Annotated in this window: 15 protein-coding genes; 9 read left to right on the top strand and 6 right to left on the bottom strand. The window is 49.8% G+C overall.

All coding sequences use genetic code 11. The features are described from left to right. Positions 1-702 precede the first annotated feature (702 nt). The 9 genes from FCL45_RS18205 (at position 703) to pyrC (ending at position 11,097) form a co-directional block, all read left to right on the top strand. Positions 703-2,598 carry a propionyl-CoA synthetase gene (locus FCL45_RS18205; protein ID WP_136798501.1) on the top strand — a complete coding sequence of 632 codons (1,896 nt, stop codon included), beginning with the start codon at positions 703-705 and terminating at the stop codon, positions 2,596-2,598. 107 nt (positions 2,599-2,705) lie between these two features. Next, entirely contained in the window at positions 2,706-3,863 is a 1,158-nt protein-coding gene (gene sucC, locus FCL45_RS18200; RefSeq protein WP_136798500.1) for an ADP-forming succinate--CoA ligase subunit beta, read from the top strand. Between the two features lie 32 nt (positions 3,864-3,895). After that, positions 3,896-4,768, top strand: coding sequence for a succinate--CoA ligase subunit alpha (sucD, locus tag FCL45_RS18195; RefSeq protein ID WP_136798499.1), 873 nt, complete (start codon positions 3,896-3,898; stop codon positions 4,766-4,768). A gap of 84 nt (positions 4,769-4,852) precedes the next feature. Then, positions 4,853-6,403: an acyl-CoA carboxylase subunit beta gene (locus FCL45_RS18190; protein WP_136798498.1), complete on the top strand. Its 1,551-nt coding sequence runs from the start codon at positions 4,853-4,855 to the stop codon at positions 6,401-6,403. Between the two features lie 70 nt (positions 6,404-6,473). Beyond that, positions 6,474-6,752, top strand: a complete 279-nt coding sequence (locus tag FCL45_RS18185; RefSeq protein WP_136798497.1) for an antibiotic biosynthesis monooxygenase family protein — start codon at positions 6,474-6,476, stop codon at positions 6,750-6,752. A gap of 222 nt (positions 6,753-6,974) precedes the next feature. Next, entirely contained in the window at positions 6,975-7,181 is a 207-nt protein-coding gene (locus tag FCL45_RS18180) for a DUF8022 family protein (RefSeq protein WP_136798496.1), read from the top strand. A gap of 135 nt (positions 7,182-7,316) precedes the next feature. Then, entirely contained in the window at positions 7,317-9,287 is a 1,971-nt protein-coding gene (locus tag FCL45_RS18175) for a pyruvate carboxylase subunit B (protein ID WP_136798495.1), read from the top strand. A 205-nt stretch (positions 9,288-9,492) separates the two neighbouring features. Further along, positions 9,493-10,023 (top strand): gamma carbonic anhydrase family protein, encoded by a 531-nt coding sequence (locus tag FCL45_RS18170; protein WP_136798494.1) that lies wholly within the window; start codon positions 9,493-9,495, stop codon positions 10,021-10,023. Positions 10,024-10,095: 72 nt separating this feature from the next. Further along, complete coding sequence (gene pyrC / locus FCL45_RS18165; RefSeq protein WP_136798493.1) at positions 10,096-11,097, top strand: dihydroorotase; 1,002 nt, start codon at positions 10,096-10,098, stop codon at positions 11,095-11,097. Positions 11,098-11,137: 40 nt separating this feature from the next. Here the strand turns inward: pyrC and FCL45_RS18160 are convergent, their stop codons facing one another. The 6 genes from FCL45_RS18160 to FCL45_RS18135 form a co-directional block, all read right to left on the bottom strand. After that, a complete protein-coding gene (locus tag FCL45_RS18160; protein WP_136798492.1) occupies positions 11,138-12,136 on the bottom strand; it encodes a threonine ammonia-lyase in 999 nt (332 codons plus the stop codon). A 194-nt stretch (positions 12,137-12,330) separates the two neighbouring features. Beyond that, the gene (locus FCL45_RS18155; protein ID WP_136798491.1) at positions 12,331-13,377 is read right to left on the bottom strand and encodes a DUF2955 domain-containing protein; all 1,047 of its coding nucleotides are present in this window, start codon (positions 13,375-13,377) and stop codon (positions 12,331-12,333) included. Between the two features lie 9 nt (positions 13,378-13,386). Then, positions 13,387-14,538 (bottom strand): HlyD family secretion protein, encoded by a 1,152-nt coding sequence (locus FCL45_RS18150; protein ID WP_136798490.1) that lies wholly within the window; start codon positions 14,536-14,538, stop codon positions 13,387-13,389. Positions 14,539-14,563: 25 nt separating this feature from the next. Next, positions 14,564-15,256: a potassium channel family protein gene (locus FCL45_RS18145; RefSeq protein WP_136798489.1), complete on the bottom strand. Its 693-nt coding sequence runs from the start codon at positions 15,254-15,256 to the stop codon at positions 14,564-14,566. Further along, positions 15,253-16,776 carry an efflux transporter outer membrane subunit gene (locus FCL45_RS18140; RefSeq protein ID WP_136798488.1) on the bottom strand — a complete coding sequence of 508 codons (1,524 nt, stop codon included), beginning with the start codon at positions 16,774-16,776 and terminating at the stop codon, positions 15,253-15,255. The genes FCL45_RS18145 and FCL45_RS18140 overlap by 4 nt, the downstream gene beginning before the upstream one ends. After that, entirely contained in the window at positions 16,773-17,891 is a 1,119-nt protein-coding gene (locus FCL45_RS18135; protein WP_136798487.1) for an AI-2E family transporter, read from the bottom strand. The genes FCL45_RS18140 and FCL45_RS18135 overlap by 4 nt, the downstream gene beginning before the upstream one ends. Positions 17,892-18,115 lie beyond the last annotated feature (224 nt).

The raw sequence follows: 18,115 nt of genomic DNA, 5'->3' as shown, positions 1-18,115 counted from the left end.
ATGACCTGGGCAACTGTCTGTGAATCGATTTTTAGTCCGAATTGTTCATCAGTGTTCCATGTCGCGACAGAATGTTCATGCAAAATTGGCTGGTGCCTGTATGCATTTCAAGGGGTTCAATTCATTTCCATTGATGTGAAACAATATTTTTCCTGTCCAGAAATGCCCTTGTTCAGCTTGTGCTGATTTGGTTGCCGGTGTGCCGGGTGTTCAAGGTGCAAAGAAATATATCTAGCCTGTCATATATATGAAAAAAACATGAAAACCGTGGGATAGGGTTCAGCATATTTTGCTCCCTGCTACAGGCTGTTGTTCTGGAACAATAAGGAATTGTTGGAGTTTTCATAAATTAAATTTCACTAAAAAAGTTGACAGTAACAATGTTATCCGAACTATTCCAAGTTTTGACTGTTGTGTCAATTAAATAGCGTTATTTACTGTATATACAGTAGGTATAAAGGTAATAACGGTATTGTTTGAAGCCCTTGTGGGTGAAAAGTTCCCTGGGAAGCCATGTTGGTTGAAGATGCTGAATATAAAAGGATTAATCATGGTAAAGTGTGTTCTTGTCTTCAAGATAAGGTTGAGCTTATGTAACAATGTTTAATAAAGGTGTTGATGTATTGCTGACATTGCTGTATACAAGTGGGAGTGGTTAGGGTGGACAGGTGGACAAAACATCAGACCAAAAGGGGAGTGATTATGACTAGTTTTGATGCAGTTTTTCAAAGTAGTATCAACAACCCAGAAGAGTTTTGGGCAGAAGCTGCAAAAGGTATCACCTGGTATAGGTGGTGCGACAAAGTACTTGATTCATCAAATCCACCGTTTTACAAGTGGTTCTCCGGCGGGAAAATGAACACCTGCTACAACGCTGTCGATCGTCATGTGGAGAACGGTCGGGCAGATCAGACTGCAATCATTTATGACAGCCCTGTCACCGACACCATCCGCAAAATCACTTACAAAGAGCTGCAAGAGCAGGTGGCTAATTTCGCAGGTGCACTGCAGGCCCAAGGGGTAACTAAAGGGGATACCGTCATCATCTATATGCCGATGATCCCTGAAGCGGCTGTTGCCATGCTGGCATGTGCCCGAATTGGCGCGATCCACTCTGTAGTCTTCGGAGGTTTTGCGGCCCATGAACTGGCAATTCGTATCGATCATGCTCAACCCAAGCTGATCATAACTGCTTCAGGTGCCCTTGAAGGCGCTAAAAAACTGGCATACAAGCCATTGGTAGATGCTGCAATTGAGCAATCGACCCATAAGGTCGAGACCGTGGTGCTGTTTCAGCGTGATTTTATCACTGCCGAGATGACAGAAGGCAAGGATATCGATTGGCAGGACTTCGTGAAAGATGCCAAACCGGCTGATTGTGTTGAGCTTGATGCTACCGATCCACTTTATATTCTCTATACTTCCGGCACCACAGGTATGCCGAAAGGTGTCTTGAGAGATAATGGTGGTCATGCGGTAGCCCTGCATTACACCATGAAGGCGCTCTATGATATTAATCCGGGCGAGGTTTGGTGGTCGGCATCCGACGTAGGCTGGGTCGTAGGTCATTCCTACATCGTCTATGCCCCTCTGATTTATGGAGCAACCTCAGTTTTCTATGAGGGTAAACCTGTGGGAACACCGGATGCCGGTGCATTCTGGCGTGTCATTTCTGAGCATAAGGTCAAAGCCCTGTTCACCGCACCTACCGCCTTTCGGGCAATCAAGAAAGAAGATCCTAACGGCGAGCTGTACAAGAAATATGACGTATCTTCTTTCGAGTGCCTTTATCTGGCAGGCGAGCGTACAGACCCTGATACTCTGAACTGGGCAAAAGATATGCTGGGTGTACCTGTTATAGATCACTGGTGGCAAACAGAAACTGGCTGGGCCATCGTCGGCAACTGCCGTGGTATTGAGGAGCTGCCTGTTAAGGTTGGTTCTCCGACCAAAGCTATGCCGGGCTGGGATGTGCAGGTCGTAGACAACGACTGCCAGCCGGTACCTCCTAATACCGAAGGTAATATTGTCGTTAAGCTTCCTCTGCCTCCAGGCACCCTCACCACCTTGTGGCGCAACGAGGAACGCTTCGTCAAGTCGTATATGACCAATTTCCCTGGTTACTATGAGACCAGTGATGGCGGTTTTATGGATGAAGAAGGTTATGTCTACGTCATGGGACGTATGGATGATGTTATTAATATTGCTGGTCACCGCCTGTCCACCGGTGCCATGGAAGAAGTAATTTCCGCCCATCCAGACGTTGCAGAATGTGCCGTATTCGGAACCCACGACACCATGAAAGGCCAACTGCCTGTCGGACTCTTTGTGTTGAAGGCTGGAGTTGACAGGAAGGAGGAAGATATCAAGAAAGAGCTGGTACAGATGGTTCGTGATCAGATCGGACCGATTGCCTGCTTCCGTGATTCAGCACAGGTTGCACGTTTGCCGAAGACACGCTCCGGCAAGATTCTACGTGGAACCATGCGCGCAATCGCCAATAACAAAGAGTACAACATGCCTTCGACCATCGATGATCCGGCAATTCTTGACGAGATCACCGAGACCTTGAAAACTATAGGTTATCCAAAGGCTTAGTTTCAAGCAAGCAGCTATGTTCCATAGCTGAAATCTCACTATTTCCATAGATACAACCGGCTCCCCTGGAGAGGGAGGGAGCCGGTTGTATCCCAGAGGGGGTATTTATGAAGATTCATGAATATCAGGCCAAAGAACTGTTCCGTAAATACAAAGTTCCCACACCGCAGGGAGGAGTGGCTGAAGAAGTTGCTCAGGTAGAGAAAATTGTCTCGGAACTTGGCCTGCCGGTTGCTGTTAAAGCACAGATTCATGCAGGTGGTAGAGGAAAAGGTGGTGGGGTTCGTCTCGCGAGAACCCAGGATGAGTTAACAGCAGCAGCTGGGGATATCCTCGGTATGACGCTGGTGACCAAGCAGACCGGACCCTCTGGGCAATTGGTAAGAAAACTGCTCATAGAAAAAGGTGTAAGCATTAAAAAAGAGATGTATCTCTCAATTATTCCAGACAGGGAGACAGCCTCCATTGCCATAGTTGCGAGTCAGGATGGCGGTATGGATATTGAAGAGGTGGCAGAATCCACTCCCGACCGCATTATCAAAGTTTTTATCAATCCATTGATTGGAATACAGGGCTATCACTTGCGCGAGGTGATGTTTGGTCTCGAGCTGGAGAAGGAATTGATGAAGCCCTTCGGGCAGATTCTGAAAAATCTCTACAGCCTGTTTGTTGATTATGACTGCTCAATGGTTGAAATCAATCCTTTGATAGTGACGGAAGACAACGAAGTGATTGCCCTCGATGCCAAGATGGATATCGACTCAAACGCGGTATATCGTCATCCGGATGTCAAAGAGATGCATGACCCGTTCGAGGATGATCCGACCGAGGCGGAAGCTGCGCAGTACAATCTCAATTATATCAAGCTTGACGGCAATGTCGGCAATATGGTCAATGGCGCCGGTCTCGCTATGGCGACTATGGATATCATCAAGCAGGCCGGGGCCAACCCTGCCAACTTTCTTGATGTCGGTGGTGGGGCCAGTGCAGAGATGGTTGAGAATGGCTTCAGAATCATCTTAAGCGATAAGAATGTAAAAGGCATCCTGATCAATATTTTTGGCGGCATTCTCCGCTGTGACGTTTTGGCCCAGGGAGTTGTCCAGGCAGCCCAGAAGGTAGAACTGAATGTGCCGGTAGTGGTGCGTATGGAAGGAACCAACGTGGAAGAGGGCAGGCGTATTCTTGCTGAATCCGGGTTGAATCTGATTAATGCAACTAACCTGGCTGATGCTGCAGGCAAGGTTGCTGGGATCGTGGCCTAACTGTAATGACCATAACAAAGTGAAGGTGCGACATGAGCATTTTTATTGATAATACAACCCGTCTACTGGTGCAGGGCATAACGGGTAAAGAAGGGCAGTTTCACACCAGACAATGCATTGAATATGGAACAAACGTCGTAGCCGGTGTTACTCCGGGTAAAGGCGGTCAAAAAATGGATGATGTACCGGTGTACAACACTGTTGCCGAAGGACGCAAAGCGACAGGCGCCAACGCCACCATGATTTTTGTACCCCCGCCATTTGCCGCAGACGCTATCCTCGAGGCAGCAGATGCGGGCATAGAGCTGATCGTTTGTATCACAGAGGGCGTGCCGGTAATGGATATGCTCAAGGTAAAGAACTATCTGGCTCAGACAAACAGCAGGCTCATCGGTCCTAACTGCCCTGGAATTATCACTCCTGGCCAGTGCAAAATAGGTATTATGCCGGGTGCGATTCATACAGCTGGTGGTCCGGTCGGGGTCGTTTCCCGTTCAGGAACCCTGACCTATGAAGTCGTTCACCAGCTTACCGAAGTCGGTCTGGGACAGACCACCTGTGTAGGTATTGGTGGTGACCCGGTGAACGGAACAGGATTTATCGATTGTCTCGAGGAGTTTAACAAAGATAATGAGACTACCGCAGTAGTAATGGTAGGTGAAATAGGCGGCTCCGCTGAAGAGGACGCTTCTGCCTGGATCAAGGCCAACATGGAGAAACCGGTGGTGGGTTTTATTGCAGGTCTGACTGCACCTCCAGGTAGGCGTATGGGGCATGCCGGTGCGATCGTCAGTGGAGGAAAAGGTACAGCAGAAGCAAAAATAGCTGCTATGGAAGAGGGTGGAATCTACGTCTGTAAGGATCTGGGGCATTTGGGGCGTCTTTGTAAGGAGGCGTTTTCATAACAGGCTGAGCAGATACAGGACAGGGTCAGATGTTTGTCTGTAGTGCAGAGGATTGTCAGCAGAATTTCAGTGCAAGGAGACAGCATGGATACAGGTGATAGACTCAACCAATTGATGGAGCTGCGGCAAAAGGCGAGTCTTGGTGGTGGTCAGGAGAGAATAGACAAGCAGCACGCCAAAGGCAGTATGACAGCCCGGGAGAGGATTAATATGTTGCTCGACCCGGGTAGCTTCGAAGAATTCGACATGTTCAAGACCCACAGATGCAGGGATTTCGGCATGGAGGACCAGGTCTATCCGGGTGATGGTGTGGTTACCGGGTATGGCACAGTGAACGGCCGGGTAGTGTATGTGTTTGCCCAGGATTTCACCGTGCTTGGTGGCTCTCTTAGCGAGACCTTTGCTGAAAAGATCTGCAAGATAATGGATCTTGCCATGAAAAACGGGGCACCTGTCATAGGCCTAAATGATTCAGGTGGCGCCCGCATCCAGGAAGGCATAGAGAGCCTTGCCGGCTATACAGAAATTTTCCAGCGAAACGTAATGGCATCTGGTGTGGTACCGCAGATTTCTGCCATTTTCGGCCCATGTGCAGGAGGCGCAGTCTACTCCCCGGCGCTGACTGATTTCATAACCATGGTCCAGAACCAGTCATATATGTTTCTGACCGGGCCGAAAGTGGTGAAGTCTGTGACCCATGAAGATGTCACGGTTGAAGAGCTTGGCGGTGCAGCAATGCATGCCAGCAGAAGCGGTGTTTCTGATTACGCTGCGCCTTCCGAGGCTGAGGCGATTGAATATATCAAGGGACTGCTTTCTTTCATGCCGCAAAACAACATGGAGAGCGCTCCGGTTATTCCATGTGAAGATCCTCCGGGACGTCCGACGAAGGAGTTGAACGGGATTATTCCGGAAAACCCCAATGCCGCCTACGACATGAAGGAGATAATCCTGAACACCGTGGATGACGGCAATTTCCTCGAGGTGAAAGCAGATTTCGCCCCCAATATCATCGTTGGCTTCGCCAGGTATAACGGCATGAGTGTGGGTGTGGTTGCCAACCAGCCGGCACATCTTTCCGGGGTTCTCGATATTGATTCTTCCGTGAAAGGTGCCCGTTTTGTCCGCTTTTGCGACTGTTTCAATATTCCCATCGTCACTTTTGTCGATGTGCCGGGCTTTCTGCCAGGTACCGTTCAGGAGTATGGCGGGGTGATCAGAAACGGTGCGAAAATTCTGTATGCCTTTGCCGAAGCCACAATTCCCAAGGTTACGGTCATCACCAGAAAAGCGTATGGTGGCGCCTATTGTGTAATGTCTTCCAAGCATCTTCGCGGTGATATCAATTATGCCTGGCCGACTGCAGAAATAGCTGTAATGGGCGCGAAAGGCGCAGTTGGTGTACTGTACGGCCGGCAGGCCAACAGTACAGACGATCCGGTGAAGTTTCTTTCCGAAAAGGAGCAGGAGTACCAGAATACTGTCGCTAACCCATATGTTGCAGCCGAGCGCGGTTATATCGATGACATCATCGAACCTGCCAGAACACGCGAGCGTATTGTCAGAGCTTTACAGTTGCTTCAGAATAAGCGGGATACCAATCCTATGAAAAAGCACGGGAATATTCCTCTATAGACTTGTTTTCGTATGGAAACGAGATTGGGATGCCCGCGATTATCAGGTAATACATCAGGGAGATCAAGATATGGTAAAGGTTTTTATTAAACGTAAGGTAGCCGATGCAAGTCTTGTTGAATTGATAAACCTGCTGAAACAGCTTCGTACCCTTACGCTGAACCAGCCCGGTTATGTCTCCGGTGAGACTTTACGACGCATGGACAAAGAGGGTGAGTGTGTGGTGATTTCAACCTGGCGCTCTCTGGACGACTGGAACGCCTGGATTACTAACCCGGACAGGGCGTCAATCCAGGGTGAAATTGACAGCCTGCTCGGTAAGCAGACCGAGTATGAGGTATATGGCTGATTACCCACAAAAGGTAGTTGTCGAAGGGTGCTTTTTTTCTCCTAATCTTCGGCATCGAGGGAGAATGACCGCTCGCAGATAAGCGAGCGGAGTGAGACGTAGATATTGGGTTATACGGGTCAGTCTAATTTTCACTTGATGCCTTAGCTTGGGGAAAAATCTGCAAACACCGACAGGCTCCCGGAAGAGTTTGTTTGATGAACGAAATAAAAGGGTGAACAGATGGCAGATAAGAAGAAAAAGATGGCAGCGGCTTTGGCTGCTGTGAGCGCCTACATGCAGGAGGAAGAGGCAGCTGTGCAGCAGGCCTCGGCAGTGCCATCCGTGTCCTCTGAGGTCGGGATCAGTCAATGGAGTTTCAGCGGCAGGCAGGAAATGATGGCTATGCGCCGCCTGGTCCAGTTACGGGTTTTTGATCGTTTTCGATAAAATTGCCGGCCTCGGCTGATGGTGACCTGCTTAAAAAGTAGAGTGAATCGAAGAAGCAGGGAAAGGGCAGCGCGGGGTTGCAGAATTTCACGGTAGTTCGGTAGGGCTACTGAGATGAGTAGAGGAGACAGCACAATGAGCGACAAGGTAAGAATGACCGCAATGAATTACGATGCTGACCGTCCGGCGGCAAAGAATCCTGTGAAAATCATGGATCTTTCCCTGCGTGACGGACATCAGTCCCTGTTTGCAACCAGAGGGCGTACTGAAGATATGATCCCGGTCGCAGAACTCATGGACGAGGTAGGCTTCTGGGCCATCGAGACCTGGGGCGGGGCGACTTTCGATACCATGCATCGTTTCCTGAATGAAGATCCATGGCAGCGTCTGCGTACTTTGAAGAAGTATATTAAGAAGACCCCGTTCTCCATGCTGCTTAGGGCGCAAAATCTGGTGGGGTACCGGAATTATGCTGATGACCTTGCCTATGCTTTTGTCGACAGGGCTGCGGAAAACGGCATGGACGTGTTCCGTACCTTCGACGCCTTGAATGACTACCGTAACTTTGAGACTGTAGTTAAGCAGATCAAAAAGTGCGGTAAGCACTTCCAGGGTTGTATCTGCTACACTCTTACCGCACCCCGTCTGGGTGGTGAAGTGTACAATATCGAATATTATGTGAAGAAGGCCCGCGACCTGGAAGAGATGGGTGCCGATTCTATCTGCCTGAAAGATATGGCAGGGCTGATGTCCCCGTATGATGCCTATGCCCTGATCAAGGAACTGAAGAAACACGTCACGGCGCCGATTCACCTGCACAGCCACTTTACCTCCGGTATGTCGCCGATGACGCACCTCAAGGCAATTGAGGCGGGTGTTGATATTATCGATACTGTTATGACCCCGTATGCCTACCGTACATCCCACGCAGCGTTGGAACCACTGGTTATGACACTTCTGGGTACTAACCGTGACACCGGCTTTGATATCAAGAAACTGGCTGTAATTAATGAAATCCTCGAAAAAGAGGTAATGCCCAAGTACAAGCATCTGCTGGACGATTCAAAAATGTCCATTATCGATATCAACGTTCTCCTGCATCAGACTCCGGGAGGTATGCTCTCTAACCTGGTGAACCAGCTGCGGGAGATGGATGCGCTCGATAAGATCGACGAGGTGTACAAAGAGCTGCCGAGAGTACGTAAAGAGCTTGGACAGATTCCGCTGGTTACCCCGACCAGTCAGATCGTTGGTGTGCAGACTGTAAATAACGTACTGCACGATACCCCGGAAGAACGGTATAAGATGATCACCGGTCAGGTAAAAGATCTTTGCTACGGTTTGTACGGAAAAACCGCAGTTCCAATTGATCCTGAGTTACAGAAGAAGGCGCTTAAGGGGTATCCGCGTGGTGAGGAGCCAATCACCAGCCGTCCGGCAGAGGTGCTTGAGCCAGAGCTTGAGAAGGCGAAAGCAGAAATTGGATCTTTGGCAAAGGATATCGACGATCAGATTCTCTATGCAATCTTCCCCGTTACCGGAAAGAAGTTTCTGGAATGGAAGTATGGCAAGGCCGAGGTGCCGGACAGCGTCAAGCCGATTACCATGGAGCAAGTGAAAGAGCGCGATGAGCTGGTGAAGAAAGCCAAGGCAGGCAAAGTAATTGAAAAACCGGAAAATGCTCCGGAGAAATCAGAGGCTGCCAGGACTTTCAATGTCTTTATCGACAACGAGTACTTTACGGTGGATGTTGATCCTGTTGGTGGCGCGCCGGTAATTTCTGCATCCGGTCCTGCTCCTGTACGTGCCGCAGCACCAGCGCCGGCAGCGGCTGCTCCGAAACCGACTGCAGCGGCAGCACCTAAAAACGGTGAGTCGGTCCAGGAGGTCAACGGCACACTGCTTACTGCGCCGATGCCCGGGATGGTCGTACGCTTTGAGAAGAAGGTTGGAGATGCGGTGAAAAAGGGTGATACCATTATGATTCTCGAGGCGATGAAGATGGAAAATGCCCTGGTTGCACCTTGTGACGGCAGCATTAATGCGGTTAATTTTAGTGTGGGTGACAGTGTGGTGAAAGGCGCGACTCTTGCTGTAATTGGTTAGCCTGAATTTCCACGAACATTGTGACCGAAGTATTAAGCCTTGGAATCCGCCGGTTCCACTTAAGCAGGTATGGGCTGATGATGATCAGTCGCCGGCAGGATAGCTGCTTGATTTGACAAATATGGTCAAATAGTGCAAACGGGTAGAAGACCTTTAGGGATTCTACCCGTTTTTTTATGCATATATTCACATTTAAGGCGAAATCATGATTATTCGAGAACTAAATGGACACACTCCTCAATTTGGTAAGGATTGCTTTATAGCAGAGAACGCAACCATCATCGGTGATGTCATAATGGGCGATAACTGTTCTATCTGGTTCAGCACCGTGGTTCGAGGTGATGTTCACTATATTCGTATGGGGAATAAGGTGAACGTACAGGATGGCGCGGTAATCCATGGTACCTACCAGAAGTCGCCGACAAATATCGGCAATAATGTTTCCATTGCGCACAACGCTATTGTTCACGGTTGTACTATCCATGACAATGTACTGATCGGCATGGGAGCTATCGTCATGGATGACTGTGTGGTGGAGAGCAACACGATCATCGCAGCCGGTGCGGTAATAACCAAGGGAACCCACGTAGAATCCGGATCGATATATGCCGGTGTTCCTGCCAAAAAGGTCAAAAATATCAGCCAAGAGCTGATCTCCGGTGAAGTTGAGCGGATTGCTGACAGTTACATAAAATATGCCGGATGGTATAAAGAAGAATTGATAGAGCAACACTGACAGAGCTCCGGGTATGAGCCCTGGTTTCTCATAAGAAATACGGGCTTAGCCCATTCAATAGAGGCCATCTGTATGAGTATAATTCTTGATTCTCCACTGGATATGCATCTGCATCTGCGGGAAGGTGAGATGCTGCAATGTGTGGCACCGCTGACAGCCAGGGATTTCGCTGGTGCGGTGGTTATGCCAAATCTCATTTCCCCGGTGGATTCTGAACATAAACTCTCTCAGTATCGAAGGGATATTGAAAGAGTATGTGGGCAGGAGCTGTTCACACCGTATATGACGCTGTTTTTCAGACCGTACAGGCTGGCTGAGCTTGAAAAGGTGAAAGATCAGGTGATCGGCCTGAAATTGTACCCGGCCGGCATCACTACCCAGAGCGAAGCGGGGGTAACAGATTTCTCAGAAATTGAGGAAACCCTGCAGCACATGCAGGACCTCTCTATTCCGCTCCTGGTGCATGGCGAAACCAGTGGCTTCGTGATGGATCGGGAAAGGGAATTTATTGAAGTCTATAGAGATCTGGCGGTCAACTTCCCGAAGCTGCATATCATTATGGAGCATATTACCACCGCGGATTCGGTGGAGTTTATGGAAAGGTATGACAATGTTTCGGCTACAGTCACTCTTCATCACCTGATGATCACGCTCGATGACGTAGTCGGTGGCTTTATGCAGCCGGATCTGTTTTGCAAACCCATAGCAAAGACGCCAAGGGACCGTGGGGCGCTACGATCCGCAGTGTTTTCAGGCAATCCCAGAATTATGTTTGGCTCCGACTCTGCCCCGCACCCCAGACACAGAAAAGAGTGTGTGGGATGCGCGGCTGGTGTTTTCACGGCGCCGGTGGCTTTGCCACTCCTGGCGCAAATCTTTGCGGAGGAAGGATGTCTCGATCTATTGCAATCATTTGTTTCTGATAACGCCTGCAAACGATACCGGATCTCACCACCTGAAAAACGGATAACACTTACTGAGAAAGAATGGGTGGTGCCTGAGTTATATGGCACGGTGCGACCATTCTATGGTGGTGAACGTCTGTTTTGGGCTGTTAACCGGGATGGGGAATAACAGACGCCAGTCACCCTCTATATCGCTGGAAATAATTGTGCTAATCAACCACACCGTCTTGCAGGCAGGGGAGTGACATCGCCTGCCTCAGTTCAGCTGCCCCTGCATTGCCGCCGCTCATCTGGATGGCAACCTTCCTGCCCTGTATGCGATCACGTATTTTTATCGCCGCCCGCAAGCACGATGCTCCCGCTCCTTCGGCCAGATTTCTGGTATGGTGGGCAGCCAGGGCAATTCCCTCGTAAAGCTCATCTTCAGAGAGCAGAATGAAATCAGCCAATTGATCCCTATAGAGCATAAAGGGTAATTCATAGGCGATGCCGGTGGCGACTCCCCCGGCAAAGGTGGTGTTGGGAGCTGAGACAAGAGTTTTTTCCCGCCACGAAGAATACGCTGCAGGCGCAGCTTCGGCCTGGACCCCTATAATATCAATCTGCGGTCGGATCTGTTTACATACGGTGATGGCTGCCGCAGCCTCGCTCCCCGCGCCAATTGGGATGATAAGCACATCCAGATCCGGCACCTGTTCAAGGATTTCTAAAAAACCGGTTGCGACGCCATTGATCAGATGAGGTTCGTTGGCGGGATGGACCAAGTAAAGGTCACGTTCATTTTCTAACTGTTTAACCTTTTGGCCGGCTTCTTCAAAATTAGCGCCGTGTTCTATAAGTTCTGCACCGGCATCTCTAATGGCTTGCATTTTGAGCGGGTTAGAACCTTCGGGTACCACTACAACTGCCGGGAGCTCAGATTGGTGTGCGCTGGTGGCAACAGAAATACCATGATTGCCTGTGGAATAGGTGATCACTCCGTTTGGTGGTGACGACTTCCGCCTGAGGGTATGCATCAGGTTCATGCTGCCCCGGATTTTGAATGTTCCTGTGAGGTTTTGATTTTCATGTTTTACATAAACCTCAGTACCTATGAATCGGTTGAGGCTGGTATAACTTCGTAATGGGGTTGGCCTTAGAAGAGGCCGCAGCACTTCACGGGCTGCCAGCACGTTGGATAAAGACAATAATTGAAGAGAATCCTGCATATTTGTTCCTCCTTAAACTTGGTACCAATCCTGTTTGCTGAAAATACACCATTGGGGGGGCAGTTGTTCTGCAAAGGCTAATAATAGCTGTAGTTAAGGCGGATAAACAGATGCAAAATCAGAAAAAACCAATCGGCACAGAATGAGGGGTGAAGGGCGGGATTTCCGGTAATCTGCCCTCCGGTTGGCTGAGATTACCTGCGAAGTTGGCGAATAGTTGCGAGTATCCTGAACGCTTTTGGGCGTGTCAGGCGTTCTACAATCATGAGTGCGACCAGGGTAAAGAGCCCGGCAAAGAGGACCTGGGCGATACGCAGATAAAAGTTCGCGCTGGCTGTGGCATCTACCTGAGTGGAACTGCCAAGCAGGACAAGAAAAGTAGTAAAGCCGGAACTGAAGGCGGGTGCCATCGGCCCACCGGTTACAATAATTCTGGCAAAGAGCAGGGTGGCCAGAAATGTAACAGCGATGAGGAAAATGTAGGTTGGACAAAGTACCAGCAAGTTATAGTTTACAATGATTGCTATGCCGCCGATGCAGGTGGCAGTGGCATTAGCTTTTAGTGTCTTGATCGAACTGTTCTTGTTCGGTGTGCCGGCCATGATGCAGATGTAGATCATCGCCAGGGCATACTGGCCCAGGTTGAAGAAGAAGAAGATCATTACGGCGGCTAATGCAACCAGGGTACTGACCAGGGCCAGGCGGATACGTTCAGAGTGTGGCACCGTCACTGTAACCGCTTGGCTACGAGCATCAGCTTTTAAGTTGGCAGCAGCTGGTGGAGAAGTCGATAAGAGTCCATGGAAAAATCCTGCCAATAGCAGTCCGCCAGCCATGTTCAAAACCAGATAGGTGGCAACTACCGGAGCTACACCTGCTCCGGCAAAGGCTGAGATAGGAACCAGAGTAACACCAAGGGTCATGAACAGTGTTGCCATTGGTGGCGAAGCAGGTGTGTCATTATAATAAATGAGAAAAAACAGAACTGTATACAGGGGAATACAGACCAGGGGGTAGTTAAGAAAAAACTCACTGATGATTATTCCACAAAACAGAGCAAAGACGAGACGAAACAGCAGGGTGATTGCTGATCTGGCGCCCATCCACATGGGTATGGCGAGGAACATGAAAGTAAAGATCGGGGTGATAAAATAGAGGGGCCAACTGAACCCGTAGCTTATCGCCACAGAGGTTGTTACGCCAACGGCCAACCGTAATATGGTCAGGCTTGCTTTATCCATGATCTGCCGTCAATGGAGATGGGAGAGTATGCTGATGAAGCGAATCCAGAAACCGGCCAGAGTGTTCTGGATTGGCCGATCACCTGTGTAGACCAGTACATTTGCCTGGCCGCCAACCCGCATATAGTCGTTGGCCCGGTCATCGGTGAAGGTGATGAGAACAGGCATATGCTGTGCCTGCCGGAGCCAGCCCTGACTTGGCTGAATAGTGGAAAGTCCGCCAATGGGATCGTCGGCGTTGTCGGAAACACCATAGCCGATGCTCATAACCCGGCCTTCAAAAATTTGGCCCGGTGCCGAATCAAGGACAATATCAACCGTGTTGCCCGGTCTGATGTTCATCAGGCAGTTTTCCCTGAAGTTAGCCTGAATCCAGATTAATTTTGTGGAGATAAAGGTCATCAGCGGCGTGCCGATGCTGGCATAATGACCTACATCAATGAGCAGGTTGGTGATTATGCCTTCAGATGGGGCACGAATGTAACTTCGCGATAGATCAAGCTGGGCAGATTCAAGTGCAATGAGTGCGGATTGAACTTTGGCGTTATCTTCTCCAGCATAACCCAGCTGGCTTTTTGCTTTACTCAGTTCCGACCTGGCGCTGGCAAGCTTTGCTCTTGAGGCAGCAATCCTGGATCGTGCATCGTCTGCTCTTGATTGTGAGGCTGCGCCCTTGGCTGCCAGGCCGATGATCCGCTTCCCTTTTACCTCGGCGTTGGCCAGATTTGCCTCCGCCTCGGTAACTTTTGCCTGGGCTGTGGTTACTGCGGCCACGTCGGCTTCTGAGCTTTGGGTTGCCTGCTGCAGTTCTGTCTTGGCCCTTTGTACGGCCAGGTTGTAGTTGGCCCTGTCGACAACAGCTAGAATTTGTTTTTCTTCAACACGTGAGTTATTGCTGACAGTAACTTCGGTTATATGTCCTGATACTTGAGGTACTATCGGTACAACAAAGGCCTCAAGTCTGGCGTTGGCTGTATACGGGGTGAATTTGTCTGCAAGCACATAACAGACAAGGATAAGCAGGCAAAGAACAATGGCGGCCCTAATCCAGCGATTGACTGACGAAGATGATGGGCTGGTTTCGGCAGGAGCGGTTGCCTCTGTCTCCTGATTGCTCTTTTGAGAGTGCCCGTTAACTGTATTCTGCTTGTCGTCTGTCATATCTTGTTGAGCTGAATGAGGATTTTTACTTTTGAACCTTATCTCCAGACTCCCTCCGGTCAGCCGCGTAGTTACCGACCAGCCAGGCGATGATCACAGCGATGAAATATTGCCCGAAAATTGCCTCCATCTGGCACAATGCACCGGCACCGGGAGTCTGAGGCGTTATATCTCCATAACCTAGTGTCGTGAGGGTGACCATGCTGAAATAATTGAAAACAATTAAATGATTTCCACTTGTTTGTTCAAGCAGGGCGCCGCTGAAAGAGTCGGGGCTCAGCAAATACATAAGTGTGTAGGCGGAACCCCACAACATCCCCATAATCAGATAGAAGCAGAGGGTTGCGTAGAGTACTCCAAGAGTTACCCGCTCTGTCTTTCTGAGCTGCCCGGCGTACGACCAGATCAGTAGCCCGAAGTAGGCGATTTGCATAACATAGGCGCCATGTTTACTGAGTCTGATAAATTCAAAAATTCCGAGCCAATAGAGAACCAGCACAACAGGAAGCAGAGCTATGGCGATTGAGCGGTGATGCTTATATTTGGCAACGGAATAGATGCTGAAAAATAGTATGGCCGAGAGCATAAGATGGGCAAAAATCGCAAGCGATGGATACGGCGTGAGAAAGGGACTACCAAAGAGATAGATCAGCAGAAACCCGAGCAGATTTCGAAAGCTGCTGGTATTGATCGCCTCTTCTGAGCGGTGTTGTTTCATTGAGTTGCCTTGGCTGCAGGGATGTTATCGAGAAATTGACCCCAGTCTGTTCGTACTTCCATAGCGTTGATGTTGAGCTGGGAGATTGCGGCAGGCCTGTTGTCGGCTGTCCACCCTCCGCCCATGGCTTTATAGAGCGCTATGGTAAAACTGCCTATCCGTCCCTTTGCCTGGGCGTGCTGATCCTGCCTCTGGGTGAGCGACCTGATGGAATCGAGTACGCGCTGATAGTCGGTAAGTCCTTCTGTATATTGCAGGGTCGACAGTTCTGTAGAGCGTTGTGAGGTCAGCACACCCTGCTGCAGATATTCGGCCTCTCTTTTGGCCAGAACCAGGCTGCTCATGGCATTTTCAACTTCCCGGGCTGCATTGAGTACCGTATCCTGATAACTGACTATGGCCTGCTGTAGCCGGGCATCCTGGATACGGATATCATTTTTCAGTCTGCCGTATTGGAAAAGCTTCCATGAAAAAGTCGGGCCAAAGGTATAACTGAAATTGTCGGAGTCGAAGAGATCTCCCAAGTTATCTGAGCCACTGTCAGAAGTGGAATAACCAAGTGAACCCAACAGGCTGAAGCTTGGATAGAGTTCCGTTATGGCGATACCCACACGAGCGCTTTGGGCGGCGGCCTGCATTTCAGAGCGCTTTACATCCGGTCGTCTGCGTAATAATTCTGCAGGAGCACCAATCGCAATTTTTTCAGATACTTCAGGGATTCCTTCCCGTTCCGCAATGAGCCCCTCTATTTCTCCGGGCAGCATGCCAAGTAGCACCGCCAGCCCGTTTTGAGCAGTGCGAAGTGATGACTTGAGGTTGGGGATAGTCGCCAGGGTGGTGGATTGCAGTGTCTCTGCCTGCAATAGGTCAAGTTCGGTGACTACGCCGGCCTCAAGCTGAATTTGGATAAGTTGCAGAGACTCCTGCTGCAATTTGGCATTTTTTTGGGCGAGTGCAATTCGTTCCTGCAGCGTTCTGATATCAATGTAGGTCTGAGCAACCTCCGCAGTTAAACTCACCAGAATATCATCATAGTCTGCCAGCGAGGAGAAGAGAGAGCTGTCAGCGGATTCAATGGCACGGCGAAATTTACCCCAGAAGTCAAGTTCCCAGGCAACATCAAGGCCTGCGCCCAGTGACGTGAAATATCTCTCTTGAGCGGGCTCCGGTATGCCGGTCCTTAAGAGTTCGCCGTTGGCCTCCTGAAGCTGAGGGTAGAGATTACCGCGTACTCTGGCTAGATTTGCTCTCGCCTCAAGAATGCGAAGGCCTGCCACCTGCAGGGAGAGGTTCTGGTTTGCCGCCATTGTGATCAGGGTGCTGAGCACCGGATCGTTGAATTTCTGCCACCAGCTGGATAACTCTTCCCGCTGACTCAGGGTGGCATAGTTACTTTGGTCGGAATACCATTGATCAGCTATAGGGGCGTCTGGGGTTGTGAAATCAGGGCCGAGTGGACTGCAACCGCAGTTGGCGATAAGCAACAAGAGAGTCGGCCATATGATTTTATGACTGATCATTTTTGTACTTTGTCTGGTTGTGGCTCGTTCTTGTCTTTTGGTGATTTGTTTTCATCGTAATCGTTCACCCAGGCAATGAACAGGGTATAGCTTATTGCGACGATAACCGCCCCGACGAAAAGCCCGATTATGCCAGAAGAAATCATACCGCCTAGAGCCCCGATGAGGATCACGATCATGGGTGCATTAACACCACGACCCATGAGGATCGGTTTGAGAAGACTGTCGCAACCGCTGACCAGTAGAGCCCAGATCAGAAAGACCACCGCCGGTACGGTAGAGGTAAAGGTAAATACCCAGGCGGCAATGGGGCCCAGTATCAGTACCGCAGGTAGTTGGATTACGGCGAGAATCAAAACACCGAGCGCCCAGAATCCGGCAGCGGGAACACCTGCCGCGACCATGCCGATAGCAGCAAGCGTTGCCTGGATGATAGCGACGCCGATGACTCCCTGCATAACTCCCCTGATTGTAGCGGTTGCAAGAGGGACCATTTCTTTGGCTTTGTTACCTAAAAAACGGTTGGCAACTTTGTTCATGACCACAGCGCCCTTTGGGGCGGTGGCAAGTAACACCGCTGAGATGGCGATGGAGAGAATAAACATCAAAAGTCCTTGAATCCCTGAACCTGCCTTGGCAAGCAGGAAGGTTGCAAAAGAGCGCACTTGGGGTTTAAAGCGCTTCAGCGCCGATTCAAGATTTGTGGAGGCAAGCTTCCAGGCCGAATATGACGGCTCTCCGATAATCGGCCATTGGCGAATATTTTCGGGTGGAGCGGGGATATGCAGGTTGCCCTCTTCAAGCTGTTCGGAAAACGTCTGTACACTCTCCACCGATTCGGCCACCAGCATAACCGTAGGCACAACTAAGGCAGTAATCACCGTGAGAGCAAAGAAAGTTGCATAAAATTTTCTTTTACCTGCTGCTTTCGCGGAAAGCTTTTCTATCAGCGGGGCGACTGCGACAGCAATAATTACCCCCCAAAGAAATGGCATAATAAAGGGCGTGACTATGCGAACTGTGGCAAAGGCCAATATAGCGATCAGAGCAATACGAATAGCTGCTTCTACAAAAACTTTCTCCAGGTTGTACTGTTGTGTTTCCCGTGTATCCATAACAATCCTTTGGCTCGGCAAAAGGAAAGAACGTTAAACAATATCCGGCAAATGCATATCTGCGGCGAGGGAACGACGTCAAGCTGCCTGAAAACGAAAGTATGCCGGGACAGGTGGAGTCCCCTGCTGTTAGTGTGCTGATACTACAGTCAGTATAGGCCCTGTATTGAGAAAATTAAAGAAATCTCTGTATTGTGAGGGGCTGCAGGAGAAGGATAGGCTTT

It is taken from the genome of Desulfosediminicola ganghwensis (assembly GCF_005116675.2).
Lineage (GTDB): Bacteria > Desulfobacterota > Desulfobulbia > Desulfobulbales > Desulfocapsaceae > Desulfopila > Desulfopila ganghwensis.
The sequence above is the reverse complement of the archived record's forward strand: the minus strand, read 5'-3'. Positions and strand labels throughout refer to the sequence as shown.